Below are 15,035 nucleotides of genomic sequence, written 5' to 3' on the forward strand. Positions count from 1 at the left end.
AGTTGCGCCCTTTATGATGAGAAGGGTGATCGCATGAATGTGCCAAAGCAGGCGCTGCTCATGCTAGCCTATCTTTACGATTGTCGACGATCGATGCCGCGGAAGGACCTGGCGGCTTTCCTCTGGCCCGGCGATCTGCAGGCTGCCGGCGCCAATTTGAGGTCGACGCTTCTGCGTTTGGCGACTGCGACGTCCAAATCATCCAGTCCGCTGATCAGCGGTGCCGCGACGAGCCTCGCATTGAACTTCGAGGCGTTGCGGTGCGATCTGGATGCTGTCGAAAATGCATCCGGCATTGCCAGGCTTAGCGCGCTCGCCGATGCCGTCGCCAAGAATTTCCTGCCCGCTTACGGCAACGGCTCCGGATCCGCGGCTGTTTGGGTACGCGACGTGCGGGCGCGGCTCGCAGGGGAGCTGCGAGTGGAATTCTTCAAAACGCTGGGCCAAGCCTCTTGGTCCCAAAATCGCGGCGAATTGAAGCGCGCAGCCATGCTTCTGCTGGACTGGGATCAGACGGATGACGAGGTCAGGGCGGCGCTCGGCGAGAAAATTACGTCTTACAGTCAGTTGATCGGCGGAGCGAAAGATCCGATTTCAAACCAGCCGGCTCAGGATATGCTTCCGGTTGCCGCCGGCAATCCCGTACCGCGTATCGCCCTGCTTCCGGCTGAGACGCTGGAGGATTCGGAACGAGCCGGATCGGTCGCAAATGCGGTTATCGAGGATCTGACGATCAGTCTTTGCGTCGACCGAAGCGTCTCCGTAGTCGCTCCCTATACCGCCGAGCAGATCCGCTCCTCAAACGACAAGGCCGGGCTTCTCAAGCAGCATAATGTGGTCTATGCGCTCGATACGAAGAGAACGGACAACAGCCTGTTCGCCCAGCTGATTTTCATGCCGCGGGATGAAATTGTCTGGGCGACACGCGTCCAGCTGGATAGTGCGGCCATAACGGAGCATCGCAACGCGATCGCTACCGCCATCCAGAACTCCATCATCGAGCGCGTTGGCGCCTTCCACCACATCGTTTCCGATTTCAGCTGTAAGCCTCAGGCCTATTTTGCCTATCTCGAAGGCGTACAATGCCTGTCCCGCCTGAGCCTTCAGAATGTTCGCCGCGCGCGCAAGCATTTTAAAGAGGCTCTCGAGCACGAGCGGGGTTTTGCGGCGGCCCTTGCGGGCATCGCCAGGACCTTGACGATGGAATGGGTTCTGACGGCGCGCGGCGATGGCGACCTGTTGCATCAGGCGGAGAAAATGGCGGCGGATGCAATCCGTGATGACAGCCAGTTCGCCGGAGGCTTCAAGGAAATCGGCGTCGCCCGGCTCTACCGCGGCAATATCGACGGCAGCCTCGAGGCCTTGTCGAATGCTGAAGACCTTAGCCCGCACTATGCGGATGTGATTTGCAGCCACGCCGACAGCCTCACCCATGGCGCCAATCCGAAAGCGGCATTGGAGAAGGTTGCGACTGCTCTTGATCTCAATCCGCTTGCTCCGGACTACTATTATTGGACCGCAGCAGGAGCCAGCTATTTCATTGGAGAATATACCGAAACGCTGGCCTATCTGGACAGAATGAGAGACCCAGGACCAGCAAGCAGGCTTGCGGCGGCAAGTTGGGCAATGCTGGGGGATCTCGCGAAGGCCAAGATGTATCGACAGCGCGCCCTGCGCGACAATCCGAATTTCGATCTTGAGGCATGGCTTGCCATGATTCCAATCAAGGAAAAGTGGCAGATTGAGCATTACAGGGAAGGCCTGTTGAAGGCCGGTTTTTGAGAGGAAGAAATTATGGCAAAGGCAGTTCTGATTGGAATTAAGGGTGAAAAGGGGCTTTGGCTAGCTGACCTCGAAAAGGGGACCATCGTTCGATACACGCGGCGGCTGACGGGCGATCTGGGGAAGGCTGAATCCTGGCGGGGCAAAGGGATCAGAGTGGAGAAAGATGTCGATTTCGCTGTGGCGTTGACGTCGGCAGGCGATGTGGCGTCGGGCCTCTTTGAAGGCTAGGCACTCGTGATCGGTGTCAAACAACTTTAGAGCATGCCCTCCTGGCGAAACCTTGTCGAGGGTTTGGCCCCATCTGGGACGATTTGGCATAACCCGTGTCGGCCGCCAGACCGAGCTCGATCGCATAGGCATTCCCGTCTGGTGCGCCTATGCCCCGAATTCCAGGGCGATCGTCATCGCTCAGGGAAAAGGTCTGGATGACGTCTCTGCGAAAACATCCGCGGTGATGGAAGCGATCGAGCGATCGGTCGCGACCCAACCCTATTGTTCAACGCTCATGGCAAGTCTGAATGATCTTGCCGCAAGCGGTCATGCCACGGATTGCCTGGAAGATCTGCTGGCGATCGGTGCGCAACCGATAGAGGCCATGGAGCAGATCAGATGGTCTCAAGCCCACGATCTGGCCAAGAACGCCTCGATATTCGTACCTTTCGAGGCCATTCATCTTGACCGAACGCATGTCCGCCCACGCTTCTGGGTATCATCGGATGGATTGGCGTCGGGGAATACCTGGCATGAGGCCGTCCTGCACGGGCTGCTGGAGCGGGTCGAGCGGGATGCTTGCGTCCTTTGGAACGTCGGCGAACCGGCGCATCGGCACGAACGCCGGATAGATCCGTATAGCATCGAAGATGAGGGTATTCGCGAGATGTTGGAGAAGATTTTCTCGGCAGACTTCGATCTCGCCCTTTTCGATGTGACGAGCGATCTGGCTGTCGCCTCCATCGTCGCATTGCTGCGGCCGAAAGGCGATGACGGCTCGCTGAGATATGTCGATTTGACCATGGGCGCAGGGGCATCCTTGTCCCCGGAGTTGGCCGCAGCCCGGGCCGTTTCCGAGGCCGTGCAGTCGCGGATGACCTTCATCGCCGGTGCCAGAGATGATCTTGTCCCGGAACTGTTCTCACGCCGCGCCGATCCTGCCCATCTGCAATTGTTCCGGGCTCGATGCACGACGAACCTGAGCGAACTGCCGACGATGTCGGCCGTGTCTGCGCAAGATGCGCTCGACCGGCTTGTCGAGACCCTGTTGGGAGGCGGTATTGACCAGCTTTATGCAATCGAGCTGGCACCCGAATGGCTTCCGGCATCGGTCGTAAAGGTTTTCGCGCCGCAACTCGAACATCCTGACGGGGATCGCCGAATTCGTCTCGGCAGCCGCGCATTGTCAAAGGGTTTCCTGTGAAAGTGTTCTTCGTAGGTCCGAGCTTGCCCGATGCCGAAGCATATGCCGACAGTACGATGGTCATACGACCCCCGGCATGCCAGGGCGACGTTATGAGAGCACTCGAGGAGGGGGCGACCGCTATCGGCCTTATCGACGGTCAGTTCGAATTCGTCGCGCCGGTGTGGCACAAGGAGTTACTCTTTGCCCTCTCCCGCGGTATCCCCGTGTTCGGGGCAGCCAGCATGGGAGCGCTCCGCGCCGTGGAGTGCCGGGCTTACGGCATGGTCGGCGTTGGCCGGATCTTCGATGACTATGCTTCCGGGCGCCGCGAGGAGGACGCGGATGTTGCTCTCCTCCATGGCCCAGCGGAATTGGGCTATCCCGCTTTGTCGGTGCCGCTGGTCAATGTCGATGCCACAATCGAGGCTGCGATCAGCCAAGGCATTATCGGCAGGCAGGAGGCTCTGCAGCTCTCCCAGGCAGCTCGGCGTATATTCTTCAAGGATCGGACCTGGAAGCGCATTGCCGAAGCCGCCGATATGGACACAGGGCAGGTGAGGGCACTTGTCGCAAAAGCGTGGACCGACCAGAAGCGTCTGGATGCGATCGAGCTTGTGCACGCCCTTGCCGAAGCGTCGTTGCAGGCACATAAGTGGGGCTGGTCTTTCAATGCGACACCGCTGTGGCGTAAGCTCTTTCCGCAATTTTACCGAATGTAGTTGATTCTGAATACAGTCTCTGCGTGTGCAACGCTTTTGCAACGACCCTCATCAATCGAAATATGCCAATCTCCCTCCATCAGATCGTTTTGGCGGGGCTTTTAACAGTGAGCGATTTTGGGAAACAGGAACGTGCGGGCGAGATCTTGGCGCTTGTAAAAATGATGCAGTATGCCGGCGGAGTCGCGAGTGATCTCGATGCACCGCAGGCCGTGTTCCTTATAAAGGAGGTGCAAGCCGCACTTCTTTCGATTTTAGAGACCGAGTTCCCGACACTCTTCAGCGCCCATCTGAACGGGCTTGTCGTCGGTGACATGCATGGTCACTGCTAGCAGGTTCTCGTCCCGATGGAGTGGCCTGCGAGAAAAACAAGCTCTGCCGACACAACAGGCATCGCTGCGGATTTCAAGGAACCTCAGGGGAATATGAGGATTGCGGTTATGATGTTTGGAGCAATTATTATTGCATGGCTCGCGATTGCCTGCGGTATCTGCCGTTCGTTGAACTGGCTCTGACTTTGGCCGTGAACAGGTGTCGTGAAATTGTCCCGATCACGCCTGCAAAGATGATCGCTTATCGGGCGTTTATCGGGCCTGTCGGTGTCGAGCCTCATGATGCTTCACACTGCCGAGTGCAATGGCCCATTCCGCAAATTCTATGGGCGCACTCAACGGCTGAAAAAGCCTAAGAGAAACTCAGTCGGCATTGAGCAGTCTCTGCTCATGCCGAGCTTACGTGAGGTTGCCAGCAATCTTGCGGTGGAGGGGATCATGGAAAGGTTGAAACGTTTCGCACAAGGCGATTTGTCACAAAATGAGCTCAAGGTCATAAAGCGAGTATTTGACTTAGTGACGCGGCAGACCTGGTTCGACGATACTCAATACAGCCGCGAGGGGTTTGCCGCCGCGCTGGTCAGCTTGTTTCGATGCGGAATGAATAATCCGACGCAGCTGGAAAGGATCGCGATGTTTTGGGCATTGAGCGATTTTTCCAAGAGCATGTCGCATACCCAACGGACCAAACTGAAGTCACTCTACAGCCAATGCGAGGCAGAGCGGCAAGTCTGCTATTGATGAGATCTGAACTTTGAAGCTTGCTTTGCAAGCCGTCGCCACAGACTGACAACCGTCCGCCGATGCGGGTCGTTTTGCAGCAATTACAGCGCAACAAGCCTCGGCTCGTACTGCTCAACATCGAGGATTACGAACGCCTCATGCGTCAGTCCGATGCTTGTGCAGCCGGCACGAACGATACCATGTCCGACGCTTTGCTTGCCGAATTCGAGGCCGCCGTCGAAGCTTATGCGGATAGTGATGAGGCGAGTCGGTGAGCCGAGGTCAGTCGCTCTCGCTGACGCAATCTTGTCATCGGTTCTTCGCGACCTGCAGGTACGATTTCTTAAATCCCTGATCCGTCGAGTTGCTGGGTATCATCGCCTTCCCACGGTGAGGGCATCGAGGTGCGGTTGAGATTGGCCGACGGCATCGGCATCCAGCACTTCAATTCCGGCTCGGCATATTCGACGATGCGGCCGGGCGCAGAATCAGAGGCGCGCCAGCCTTCCGCACCGAACTGATCGCCATTCGACCAATAGGCAAGGTCAACTTCTGCCGGCCCCTGTTCGGACGGGCGGATCGTGACAAGGATGCGACTGCCGTCTTTCGGTGCGCTTGCCATATGGCGCCAGCGGTCTGCCTCGACCATCGTTTTTCCTCCTGCCTTCTGCGGGTTGCAAGTGTCACCTCGCCATCGAGAATGGTCAACTCAAACTTTGCGGGTATGTGCCGGGGTGTGCCGGACAAGAAACCAAAGCAAAGGACACTTGTCGAAAATGAACTGCCGCTCCTGCGCCGGCACGAGTCGAGTTCGCCTATTTCATAATATCACCTTTGTGCGAGTGATCAGTAACGCCAACTCCTTTCCGGATTAGGGAATCTCTCTTGGTTTGCCGGGTTTGCGATGTAGCGAGCAGAATGGAAAGCGCGATGGCACACAGCATCGCAGCCATTAATATTCCGGGCGGAAAACGAACCATATCGACAACTCAGCTTCCCTCCCATCTAAGGCGATAATTATGGCGTTGCGCTATCAGTTGTGGAGATCTTGTGGAACGGCGCGATCCGCGCAGCAAAGAAAGTTGCCAAGCGTTGAGACGAAAGGACGACTGAGGTGATCAACGAGCCGCTTTGCCATCCGGCATTGCGGCATCCTGCCATCCTTTGACTGCGCTGGTCAGGCTCGTGCCAGCGGCAATACGCATTTTCATCGAGGTCTCGCGTCGAGAGCGGCGACGGTGCATCTGAGTTTCAGATGGGTGGGATCCGTCACATCGAGCTTGTCCCATGGCACGATGTAGCCGCTCGACCGCTCCCTGAAACCGAAGGGGCGCAGGATCGCGTTGCCGATCGCCGTTGCCGATAATCGTTCGAGCAAACCGAGAGCTCCGAGGTGATATTCGACGATGACGAAATCTTCTTCCATAGGTTCCGCCTTGATCTCCTCCAGCCGCCCGATCGGCTGATCATTCACGTCATGAACCTGCGTTCCGAGCAGGAGTTCCAGGTGAATTTCCGTCACGACCGTCCTCCCGGGATGTGGCTGAAGATATGTTGTCTCAGCCATTCCTGCGCCCGCTCAAGCGGTGTCTCGCTATTGTCGACATCGGCTTCGATATCGACGCCCACATCGGTGATTTTCGACCATGGGATCCGGTAGGGACGCCAGCCGTCACCCGCTTGCGCGCGTTGGGAAGAAGCGAGCATCCAGGCATACAGGCGCCGGCTCAATCTTCGCACCAGCGCCGGGGTACCCATTTCGATGAAGGCGATCTTGAGCCGGCCGTCATCTGCGGCCGTAAGCACGATGCCATCGACCTTTCCGATGCGGGCCTGCCGTCGATCGACGACCTGCTTATCCAGAACGTCACAGCCGAGATACATGTCAGCCTCCCAGAATTTCGAGCGGCGTGGTTACAATCGAAAGCACGAACGCCATCGCGACGATAAAGATGACGGCGGCATTGCTGATCCAGCCATTTCTATGCTCGCCCACATAGGCCGGGTCGTTCATGAGAACGAGGAAGGGAACCACGCCGAACGGCAGGCTGAGGGCGCTGAGCGCCATCGAAAAGATGGTGAGCTGGAGAGGATCTATGCCGGCGATGATCGGGATCATGGCAATCAGAAGCGAAGCGGTATAGACGAGGCAGAAGGCGGGATTGTCTTTTGGCTTCGTATTTTCCGACCAGTTCCATCCGAAACCCTGTGCGACCAGATAGGCCTGCGCCAAGCTCACTTCGAGGGCTGCGCCCAGGCAGGTGATGCCGAGGGACATTGCAAAGAGATAGAATCCCCATTTTCCGAAGGCCGGCGTGAGGATCATGGCGATCTGCTCATATCCTTCGATGTCTCCGACCCCTTTGGGGGGATAGATCATCGCAGCCAGCACCATGATGGCGGCGGTGATGATCGCGCCGAAGCTCATGCCGATGATTGCTATCGCGCGATTGGCGCCAAAAAAGCTTTTGTCCCATTCGTCTTCGATGGCGCCCGAGGAATAGAAGTAGAAGAGGTAGGGGGAGATGACTGCGCCCAATATTCCGACGACGATAAAACCGTAGTGGAGGGGATCTTCGCTTGGCAGCGTCGGCACCACGCCTTTTACGACCTCATCCCAAGGCGGTCCCATGACGAACACGGCGACGACGAAGGACAGCGCCAGAAGGCCCAGGGACGATATGCCATTCTCGATGAGGCCGAACGTACCTCGCCACAGCAGCAACCAGACGGCAAATGTCACCGGCAGCGACCACCACTGAAATTTCACGCCTGTCAGGAACTGCAGCGCCAGCGAGATGCCGCCGATTTCGGCTGCAAGAACAAGAAGATTGACGATAAACGCTATGGTTACGGTCAGAAGAAAAACGTTGGAACCGAAGCGGTCCCGAATTCCATCGACAATCGTGTAATGGCTCGCGATTGCAAACCGCCCCGACATCTCGACGAGGAAAATCACGCAGATCGTGCCGAGCACGATGGCCCAGAGAGGCCCGTATCCATGGGCCGCGCCCGCCTGGCTGGAGGTCGCGATATTTCCCGTTTCAAGAAAACCGCCGATGCTCGTGATGACGCCAAGCGATATCTGCAGCAATTTTTTCATTGTGCTGCTCCGGAGCCCGTTTTCAACTTGGCTTCGAGGTTCCGCAAAGCCTCAAGATGCTGTGAAATCGTATCTGTCCGGCCGTTGACGAGGTCGTCATGCGCCGCGCCGATGACCGTGTTCAGCTGATCGGCCACGGTCGCGAAATCCCGCCGAGATGCCGAAAGCTTCGTCGACAGGCTGCCGATCTCTTTTCCGCACCGTTCCATGGTGAGGGCGGTAAAGCTGTTCGGCACCAGCATTCTCACGCGTGCGTCGAGGGCCATGTCCGCCGTTGCACTCCAGGAAAGTACCGAGCGAATTTGGCGTTCGGTTTGTTGTTGTCCGTCGGAGCAGGAGGTCATGCTTGCAAGCAGCAGGGCGACGATAAGAAGTTTCACAGCCAAGGTCCTCATGGATGCCGCCCAGCGCGATATTCCTAATATAATCAAATAGAGGCGAGTGAGTTCCAATCCGATGGCGCGACCGGCGCCAGAACGATCATTGCCCAAGTGTGCGGTGGCCGGTCGTGGGATTCAGAAGCTCTTCGGAAGCCGCAGCGCGCGCTGCTTGCGGAGTGTATCGCGTATTGTTGCGCCGGGCCGCTCTCATCGCGCTCAAACGAAGGCCTTCTTCCGGTTTATCTCGACATGGCTCACCTCCATCAAGGAACGCGGCGCCAAGGACGGAACCTTGAAGCTCTCGAGCGAACCCAGCGTTGAGGCCGAGATATTGATGGCTTCCATCCATGGAGCCATGCTCTGGCGCGAGCTTATGGGGCGCCCGAAGTGTTCGCCACCATTCTGGCGCCGACCCTGCAGCGCCTGTTTCCGACCGTCGCTCGATAGAGGCTTGGGGCGTAACGAAGCCGCCCCAAGGCAAAACTGCATCTCAAAAAACTGCCAACTAGGAGGCTCACAGCGCGTTACGCCGTCCTCCATTGTGCCGACGAGCTCGAGAAGACCTTGGATGGAAGCGGTCGCTACTATGAGAGCATCGATCTGATCGATGCGTTCCATCCGCAGACCATCCTTGTCTATGCGATGAACCCGTCGATCAGAGGATGGATCATCTCAGCAGCCCGTGCATCACAAGATCAATATGCGCTTTCAGATAGGTGGTTTTGTCCAGAGGCTGTCGGTCGTCGAAAAGGAGCTTGAAGAATAGAAAGGCGATGGCGGGCGCCACGACCGCGTCGCAGAACGCCGCCGGTGCCGGACGGAACTCCCCGAGTTTTACCCCTTCGTCGATGAGGGACTGCATTTGACGCTCGAGCGGCTCGATAAATATGTCGTGGTGCCGATCGACGATCTGCGGGAAACGTGAACCCTCGGCAATGACGAAGCGCATCAGCTCCCGCAATTTGCGATCCCTGATTATGAGATCGTAGATGAGCTCGATATTCCCCTGAAGCCGCTCCGTGACGGTCCCTTTCAGTTCGTTTGAGCTTGCCAGCAGATTTTCGAGAGGCTCGGAAATGTGCCTGATCATCGCCTCGAAAAGCTGTTCCTTGGTCTCGAAGTAGACATAGATGGTTCCCTTCGTAACCCCGACCCTGCTGGCAATATCTTCGACGCGTGTAGCGACATAGCCGCGCTCGACGAACTCCTCAAATGCGGCATCCAGGATCTGTATGGGGCGACGGGCCTTTTGCTCCGCGCGCGTCAGCTTTTTTAGATCGGTCATGGTGCCACCTTGAGGGTTATTGACGGTTCGACGTCAAGATAAATTCTATTGACTAATGAGTCAGTCAATAATATTCGTCTCGCCAATGGATGCAAGAGGTCAATCATGAAAACTATCCTTGTCATCGCATGGCTGGGTGCGAGTGCGGTCGCGCTGTCGTCATGCGAAAAGCAGGCCGAGAGTGAGACGAAGCCAAAGAACGTGGAGGCTGTCGTGGCCAAGGTCACGCCGGTCGTGGAAAGCAACGCCATTACCGGCGAAGTGAGCGCCCGCGTCGAAAGCGACCTCTCTTTCCGGGTAAGCGGACGTATCGTCGAGCGCCTGGTTGACGTTGGGACGTCGGTGAAGGCCGGACAGGTGCTTGCGCGCATGGACGCCGAAGAACAGAAGGCGGATCTCGACGTTGCCACTGCGAACCTGCAATCGGCGCTCGCGCAGCAAACGCAGGCCCAATTGGCATTCGACCGCCAGCAGAACCTCTTCAAGACGCAGGTGACGACGCGCGCAGCACTCGATCAAGCCCAGGAAACGTTGCTCACTGCCCAGGGAAGCGTGAAGTCGGCACAAGCTCAGCTCGACACGGCACAGGACGCGCTCTCCTATACGGAGCTACGCGCCGATGCCGATGGTATCATCACCGCCAGAAACGCCGAAGTGGGGCAGGTCGCGCAAGCCGCACAGCTGGTCTTTACGCTTGCGCATGACGGCCCTCGCGACGCTGTCTTCAACGTCTTCGAATCCCTCTATCTCGGGCGAAATCTTGAAAACCAGGTTGCCGTCAGTCCTCTTTCGGCCCCGTCGCACAGGATGGAGGCTTTCGTGCGCGAAATCTCGCCCACGATCGATGCCTCGACCGGAACGATCAGGGTCAAGGTGGGTCTCGAAGCGGCTCCGGATATGCAGCTTGGCGCTCCGGTGGTCGGCGTGTTCCGGTCCACCGCGCGGGACGCGATCGAATTACCGTGGTCGGCAATGGCCTCGAAGAGCGGAAAGCCGGCCGTCTGGATCATCGATCCCGCTTCATCGAGCGTGTCGCTGCGCCAGATCGATGTCTCTGGCTATGAGACAGGCCGCTTCGCAGTGCGCACTGGCGTGTCCCCGGGCGAGATCGTCGTCGTCGACGGTACAAAATTCCTGCGACCGGGCCAGGCCGTCACATACGACAAGGGAGCTGCAAAATGAAAATCCGTATCACAGCCGGCCTTGCGATCCTCGGCTCACTGCTGCTGACGTCCTGCGAGAAGCAGGAGGAAGCCCATTACGAGCCGGCGCGCCCCGTGCTTTCCGTTGTCGTCAAGTCCACCGCGGCTTCCGCACTGACCTTGCCCGGGACGGTCGAGGCCAGGATCGAGACCCAGCTCGCATTTCGGGTTCTGGGGCGCGTCATAGCGCGCAAGGTCAGCGTCGGCGATATCGTCAAGAAGGGCGATGTTGTTGCCGCCATCGACCCGCTGTCGCTGGAGCTTGCAGTGAAAAGTTCGCAATCCGAACTTTCGAATGCCCAGGCGCAGTTGGCGAATGCCGCATCCACCGAAGAGCGCCAGCGCTCCCTGCTCGAGAGCAGATCGGGAAGTGAAGCGGCTTATGAAGAGGCGGAACTTGGGCGCAAGAGCGCCATTGCTTCGGTTGCCAAGGCCCAGGCCAATTTGGACAAAGCGGAAGAGCAACTGGGATATACGCAGCTCAAGGCGGAATTCGACGGCGTCGTGACGGCGACATCCGCCGAAGTGGGCCAGGTGGTGTCCGCGGGCCAAAGCATTGCCACCGTCGCCCGACCCGACCAGCGCGACGTCATCATCGATATACCCGTCGCCAGCTTCGACGGTCTCAAGGTGGGGTCGCCCTTTGAGGTCGCTCTCCAGCTGGATCCAACCATCCGCGCGAGCGGCGTCGTCAGGGAGATTGCTCCGGAAGCCGAGGCGACGACCCGCACGCGACGCACGAAAATCACGCTCATCGATCCGCCGGCAGCGTTCCGCCTGGGCTCCGTCGTCACAGCAACCGCAACTGTCGTCGCAGATCCGATGATCCTGCTGCCCTCTTCATCCGTCCTGATGAAGGACGGAAAGCCGAATGTCTGGGTGGTCGATGCTGCGGCCCGCAAGGTCTTCATTCGCGCGATCAAGATCGATGGAGACCTTGTCGAGGGCGGTTCCGTGAAGATCGCAGAAGGCGTCAGCGCCGGCGAACGCGTCGTCGTTGCCGGAGTTCACAAGCTTGCCGACGGCCAGGCCGTCCGACTGGATTAAGGAAACACCCCGTGAAAAAATTCAACCTGTCCGACTGGGCGCTCGAACATCGTTCGCTCGTCTGGTACTTCATGATCGTCTTCATTCTGGCCGGCGCGTTTTCCTATATCGGGCTCGGCCGCGAGGAAGATCCCGCCTTCACCATCAAGACGATGATCATTCAGGCGCAATGGCCTGGCGCATCGGCCGAGGAAGTCACCAAGCAGGTCACCGACCGGATCGAAAAGAAGCTCGAGGAGCTGGATTCGCTCGATTATACGAAGAGTGAGACGGTTGCCGGCCAGACGACCATTTTCGTCGAGCTTCTGCCGACGACCAAGGCCAAGGATGTCAATGCCATCTGGATGCGGGTCCGCAACCTGGTCGGCGACATCAAGGGAGATTTCCCAAGCGGCGTCGTCGGGCCATTTTTCAACGATAACTTCGGCGACGTCTATGGCAATATCTACGCCTTCACCAGCGATGGGCTGACGCAGCGCCAGCTTCGCGATCTCGTCGAGGATGCGCGGGCAAAGGTGCTGACCGTTCCCAATATCGGTAAGGTGGATATTATCGGTGCGCAGGATGAGGCCATCTATCTCGAATTTTCCACCCGGAAGATCGCCGCTCTCGGGCTCAACCAGCAATCCGTCATCGATACGCTGCAGGCGCAGAACGCCGTCACCCAGTCCGGTTTCGTCGATGCCGGCCCAGAGCGCATCGCCTTGCGGGTCAGCGGACAGTTCACATCGGAGGAAAGCCTTCGGTCGATCAATCTCCGTGTCAACGACCGCTTCTTTCCGTTGACTGATGTCGCGACGATCAAACGCGGTTATGTCGATCCTCCCTCGTCGCTGTTCAGGTTTAACGGGCAGCCGGCCATCGGGCTTGCCATCGGTATGAAGACCGGGGCAAACCTGCTTGAATTCGGCAAGGCGCTTGACAAGGAGATCGAACAGGTCACCGCCGATCTTCCAATCGGCGTGGATGTCCAGCGCGTTTCCGATCAGCCTGCCGTCGTCGACGAGGCCGTATCGGGCTTCACGCGCGCACTGTTCGAGGCGATCGTCATCGTGCTTGCGATCAGCTTCATCAGCCTTGGCGTCCGGGCAGGGCTCGTGGTCGCCATCTCCATTCCGCTCGTGCTGGCGATTACCTTTCTCGTTATGGCATATACCGGCATTTCCATGCAGCGTATTTCGCTTGGGGCGCTGATCATCGCCCTTGGCCTTCTTGTCGACGATGCCATGATTGCGGTGGAAATGATGGTAGCCCGACTGGAAATGGGCGACGATCTGAGAAAGGCAGCGACCTACGTCTACACCTCGACCGCCTTTCCAATGTTGACGGGCACGCTCGTGACGGTCGCAGGCTTCATCCCCGTCGGCCTCAATACCAGCGCTGCTGGCGAATTCACCTTCACTCTGTTCGTAGTCATTGCCGTTTCGCTCCTGGTCTCATGGATTGTTGCGGTGTTGTTCACGCCGCTTCTGGGTGTGACGATCCTTCCGAAGACCATGAAATCTCATCACGAGCAGAAAGGGCGTTTTACACGGGCCTTCGCATGGCTCCTGCGTATGGCCCTGCGCTGGCGCTGGATTACGATCGCCGCCACCGTAATAGGCTTCGCTCTTTCCGTCGGCGGGATGAGCCTCGTGCAGCAACAGTTCTTCCCCTCTTCCGACAGACCTGAGCTGGTCGTCGACTGGAACCTGCCGCAGAACAGCTCGATTTCGGAGACGAACAAGCAGATGGCCAGGTTCGAACGCGAGATGCTGGCGAACAACAAGGACATCGATCACTGGACGAGCTATGTCGGCCAAGGGGCGCCTCGCTTCATCCTGTCCTTTGACGTGCAGACGCCCGATGTCTCGTTCGGTCAAACCGTGATCGTCACCAAGGGACTCGATGTTCGCGACAAGGTCAAAGCCGAACTGCAGGATTATCTGACGAAGACCTTCCCCGGAACCGATGCCTTCGTGAAGCTGCTCGATATCGGGCCTCCGGTCGGCAAGCCGGTGCAATATCGCGTCAGCGGGCCGGATATCCAGAAGGTAAGAGATATCTCGCAGAAATTCGCCGGTATCGTCGGTCAGCATCCTCTATTGTCCAACATGACATTCGATTGGAATGAACCCTCGCGCGTGGTCAAGGTCGATGTGCTTCAGGACAAGGCACGGCAACTGGGCGTCTCGTCGCAGGACATTGCAACGGCGCTGAACAGCATCGTCGAGGGATCCGCGGCCACGCAGATCCGGGATGACATCTATCTTGTCGATGTGATCGGCCGCGCTCAGACCTCCGAGCGAGGTTCGATCGAGACGCTGCAGAACCTGCAGCTCGGCGGTTCCAATGGCAAGTCCGTGCCGTTGTCCGCAGTTGCGAATTTCCACTATGAATTGGAGCAGCCAACGATTTGGCGGCGCACCCGCATACCGACCATCACCATCAAGGCTGCGGTCGTCGGACCAACGCAGCCGGCGACGATCGTCAACGAATTGAAGCCGAAAGTCGACGAGTTCCGCAAGGCCCTTCCAACCGGATACCACATCGTTGACGGCGGTTCGGTCGAGGAAAGCGCGAAAGCGCAGGGGCCGATCGTCGCCGTCGCACCGCTGATGCTGTTCATCATGGCGACGATCCTGATGATCCAGCTGCAGAGCTTCAACAGGCTCTTTCTGGTCTTCGCCGTCGCACCGTTGGCTTTGATCGGCGTCGTCGCGGCCTTGTTGCTCAGCAATGCGCCGCTGGGATTCGTTGCGATCCTTGGCGTACTTGCTCTGATCGGCATTCTGATCCGTAACTCGGTGATCCTCATCGTGCAGATCGAGCACCTTCGAAGCGAGGGCGTGCCACCTTGGCAGGCCGTCATCGAGGCGACGGAGCACCGGATGCGGCCCATCATGCTGACGGCGGCAGCCGCAACGCTCGCGCTGATCCCGATCTCCAGGGAAATATTCTGGGGACCGATGGCCTATGCGATGATGGGCGGCATTGTCGTCGGTACGGTTCTGACGCTGCTCTTCCTCCCCGCCTTGTATGTTGCCTGGTTCCGAATTCCCCGCGACAGCGCGCAGCACTGAA

General features: G+C 58.2%; 15 protein-coding genes and 3 pseudogenes. 12 read left to right on the top strand and 6 right to left on the bottom strand.

The features are described 5' to 3' along the window. Positions 1–33: 33 nt before the first annotated feature. From PH552_RS16815 to PH552_RS16845, 7 genes and pseudogenes are all read left to right on the top strand, one after another. Positions 34–1,782, top strand: a complete 1,749-nt coding sequence (locus tag PH552_RS16815; RefSeq protein WP_285166183.1) for a hypothetical protein — start codon at positions 34–36, stop codon at positions 1,780–1,782. A gap of 12 nt (positions 1,783–1,794) precedes the next feature. Continuing rightward, the gene (locus tag PH552_RS16820; RefSeq protein ID WP_112342407.1) at positions 1,795–2,013 is read left to right on the top strand and encodes a hypothetical protein; all 219 of its coding nucleotides are present in this window, start codon (positions 1,795–1,797) and stop codon (positions 2,011–2,013) included. 13 nt (positions 2,014–2,026) lie between these two features. After that, positions 2,027–3,199 (top strand): YcaO-like family protein, encoded by a 1,173-nt coding sequence (locus PH552_RS16825; protein WP_112342406.1) that lies wholly within the window; start codon positions 2,027–2,029, stop codon positions 3,197–3,199. Beyond that, the gene (locus PH552_RS16830) at positions 3,196–3,900 is read left to right on the top strand and encodes a TfuA-like protein (RefSeq protein ID WP_113249744.1); all 705 of its coding nucleotides are present in this window, start codon (positions 3,196–3,198) and stop codon (positions 3,898–3,900) included. Before PH552_RS16825 ends, PH552_RS16830 begins: the two co-directional genes overlap by 4 nt. A 62-nt stretch (positions 3,901–3,962) precedes the next feature. Continuing rightward, entirely contained in the window at positions 3,963–4,232 is a 270-nt protein-coding gene (locus PH552_RS16835; protein ID WP_210278962.1) for a hypothetical protein, read from the top strand. 279 nt (positions 4,233–4,511) lie between these two features. Next, positions 4,512–4,973 (top strand): hypothetical protein, encoded by a 462-nt coding sequence (locus tag PH552_RS16840; protein WP_145644634.1) that lies wholly within the window; start codon positions 4,512–4,514, stop codon positions 4,971–4,973. A gap of 86 nt (positions 4,974–5,059) precedes the next feature. Continuing rightward, a pseudogene (locus tag PH552_RS16845) lies at positions 5,060–5,230 on the top strand (type II toxin-antitoxin system prevent-host-death family antitoxin); the annotation flags it as partial. Between the two features lie 68 nt (positions 5,231–5,298). Here the strand turns inward: PH552_RS16845 and PH552_RS16850 are convergent. From PH552_RS16850 to PH552_RS16870, 5 genes are all read right to left on the bottom strand, one after another. Next, positions 5,299–5,604, bottom strand: a complete 306-nt coding sequence (locus tag PH552_RS16850) for a hypothetical protein (protein WP_112342402.1) — start codon at positions 5,602–5,604, stop codon at positions 5,299–5,301. 558 nt (positions 5,605–6,162) lie between these two features. Beyond that, on the bottom strand, positions 6,163–6,477 hold the full coding sequence (locus tag PH552_RS16855; RefSeq protein WP_112342401.1) for a PRC-barrel domain containing protein: 315 nt from the start codon (positions 6,475–6,477) through the stop codon (positions 6,163–6,165). Beyond that, positions 6,474–6,839 carry a hypothetical protein gene (locus PH552_RS16860; RefSeq protein WP_112342400.1) on the bottom strand — a complete coding sequence of 122 codons (366 nt, stop codon included), beginning with the start codon at positions 6,837–6,839 and terminating at the stop codon, positions 6,474–6,476. Before PH552_RS16860 ends, PH552_RS16855 begins: the two co-directional genes overlap by 4 nt. 1 nt (position 6,840) lies before the next feature. After that, on the bottom strand, positions 6,841–8,058 hold the full coding sequence (locus PH552_RS16865; protein WP_112342399.1) for an Nramp family divalent metal transporter: 1,218 nt from the start codon (positions 8,056–8,058) through the stop codon (positions 6,841–6,843). After that, entirely contained in the window at positions 8,055–8,549 is a 495-nt protein-coding gene (locus PH552_RS16870) for a hypothetical protein (protein WP_145644633.1), read from the bottom strand. Before PH552_RS16870 ends, PH552_RS16865 begins: the two co-directional genes overlap by 4 nt. 103 nt (positions 8,550–8,652) lie before the next feature. Here PH552_RS16870 and PH552_RS16875 point away from each other — a divergent pair. Both PH552_RS16875 and PH552_RS16880 read left to right on the top strand, forming a co-directional pair. Then, positions 8,653–8,885 (top strand): annotated as a pseudogene (locus tag PH552_RS16875) (TetR/AcrR family transcriptional regulator); the annotation flags it as partial. 72 nt (positions 8,886–8,957) lie between these two features. Continuing rightward, positions 8,958–9,086: pseudogene (locus PH552_RS16880) on the top strand (molybdopterin-binding protein); the annotation flags it as partial. A 19-nt stretch (positions 9,087–9,105) separates the two neighbouring features. On the opposite strand, the gene PH552_RS16885 reads toward PH552_RS16880, so the two are convergent. Next, complete coding sequence (locus tag PH552_RS16885; RefSeq protein ID WP_112342397.1) at positions 9,106–9,723, bottom strand: TetR/AcrR family transcriptional regulator; 618 nt, start codon at positions 9,721–9,723, stop codon at positions 9,106–9,108. A gap of 105 nt (positions 9,724–9,828) precedes the next feature. On the opposite strand from PH552_RS16885, the gene PH552_RS16890 reads away from it, so the two are divergent. Genes PH552_RS16890 through PH552_RS16900 form a run of 3 tightly spaced genes read left to right on the top strand, consistent with a single transcriptional unit; the run spans position 9,829 to position 15,034 of the window. Beyond that, positions 9,829–10,905: an efflux RND transporter periplasmic adaptor subunit gene (locus PH552_RS16890; protein ID WP_112342396.1), complete on the top strand. Its 1,077-nt coding sequence runs from the start codon at positions 9,829–9,831 to the stop codon at positions 10,903–10,905. Next, positions 10,902–11,972 (top strand): efflux RND transporter periplasmic adaptor subunit, encoded by a 1,071-nt coding sequence (locus PH552_RS16895; protein ID WP_112342395.1) that lies wholly within the window; start codon positions 10,902–10,904, stop codon positions 11,970–11,972. Before PH552_RS16890 ends, PH552_RS16895 begins: the two co-directional genes overlap by 4 nt. A gap of 11 nt (positions 11,973–11,983) precedes the next feature. After that, a complete protein-coding gene (locus PH552_RS16900) occupies positions 11,984–15,034 on the top strand; it encodes an efflux RND transporter permease subunit (RefSeq protein WP_112342394.1) in 3,051 nt (1,016 codons plus the stop codon). Position 15,035: the final 1 nt, after the last annotated feature.

It is taken from the genome of Rhizobium aureum (assembly GCF_030182495.1).
GTDB classification, from domain to species: domain Bacteria; phylum Pseudomonadota; class Alphaproteobacteria; order Rhizobiales; family Rhizobiaceae; genus Rhizobium; species Rhizobium tropici_C.

Coding starts and splice junctions, on each gene's coding strand:
- PH552_RS16815 (WP_285166183.1), top strand. CDS start 34: ATGAATGTGCCAAAGCAGGCGCTGCTCATGCTAGCCTATCTTTACGAT.
- PH552_RS16820 (WP_112342407.1), top strand. CDS start 1,795: ATGGCAAAGGCAGTTCTGATTGGAATTAAGGGTGAAAAGGGGCTTTGG.
- PH552_RS16835 (WP_210278962.1), top strand. CDS start 3,963: ATGCCAATCTCCCTCCATCAGATCGTTTTGGCGGGGCTTTTAACAGTG.
- PH552_RS16840 (WP_145644634.1), top strand. CDS start 4,512: ATGATGCTTCACACTGCCGAGTGCAATGGCCCATTCCGCAAATTCTAT.
- PH552_RS16850 (WP_112342402.1), bottom strand. CDS start 5,604: ATGGTCGAGGCAGACCGCTGGCGCCATATGGCAAGCGCACCGAAAGAC.
- PH552_RS16860 (WP_112342400.1), bottom strand. CDS start 6,839: ATGTATCTCGGCTGTGACGTTCTGGATAAGCAGGTCGTCGATCGACGG.
- PH552_RS16865 (WP_112342399.1), bottom strand. CDS start 8,058: ATGAAAAAATTGCTGCAGATATCGCTTGGCGTCATCACGAGCATCGGC.
- PH552_RS16885 (WP_112342397.1), bottom strand. CDS start 9,723: ATGACCGATCTAAAAAAGCTGACGCGCGCGGAGCAAAAGGCCCGTCGC.
- PH552_RS16890 (WP_112342396.1), top strand. CDS start 9,829: ATGAAAACTATCCTTGTCATCGCATGGCTGGGTGCGAGTGCGGTCGCG.
- PH552_RS16895 (WP_112342395.1), top strand. CDS start 10,902: ATGAAAATCCGTATCACAGCCGGCCTTGCGATCCTCGGCTCACTGCTG.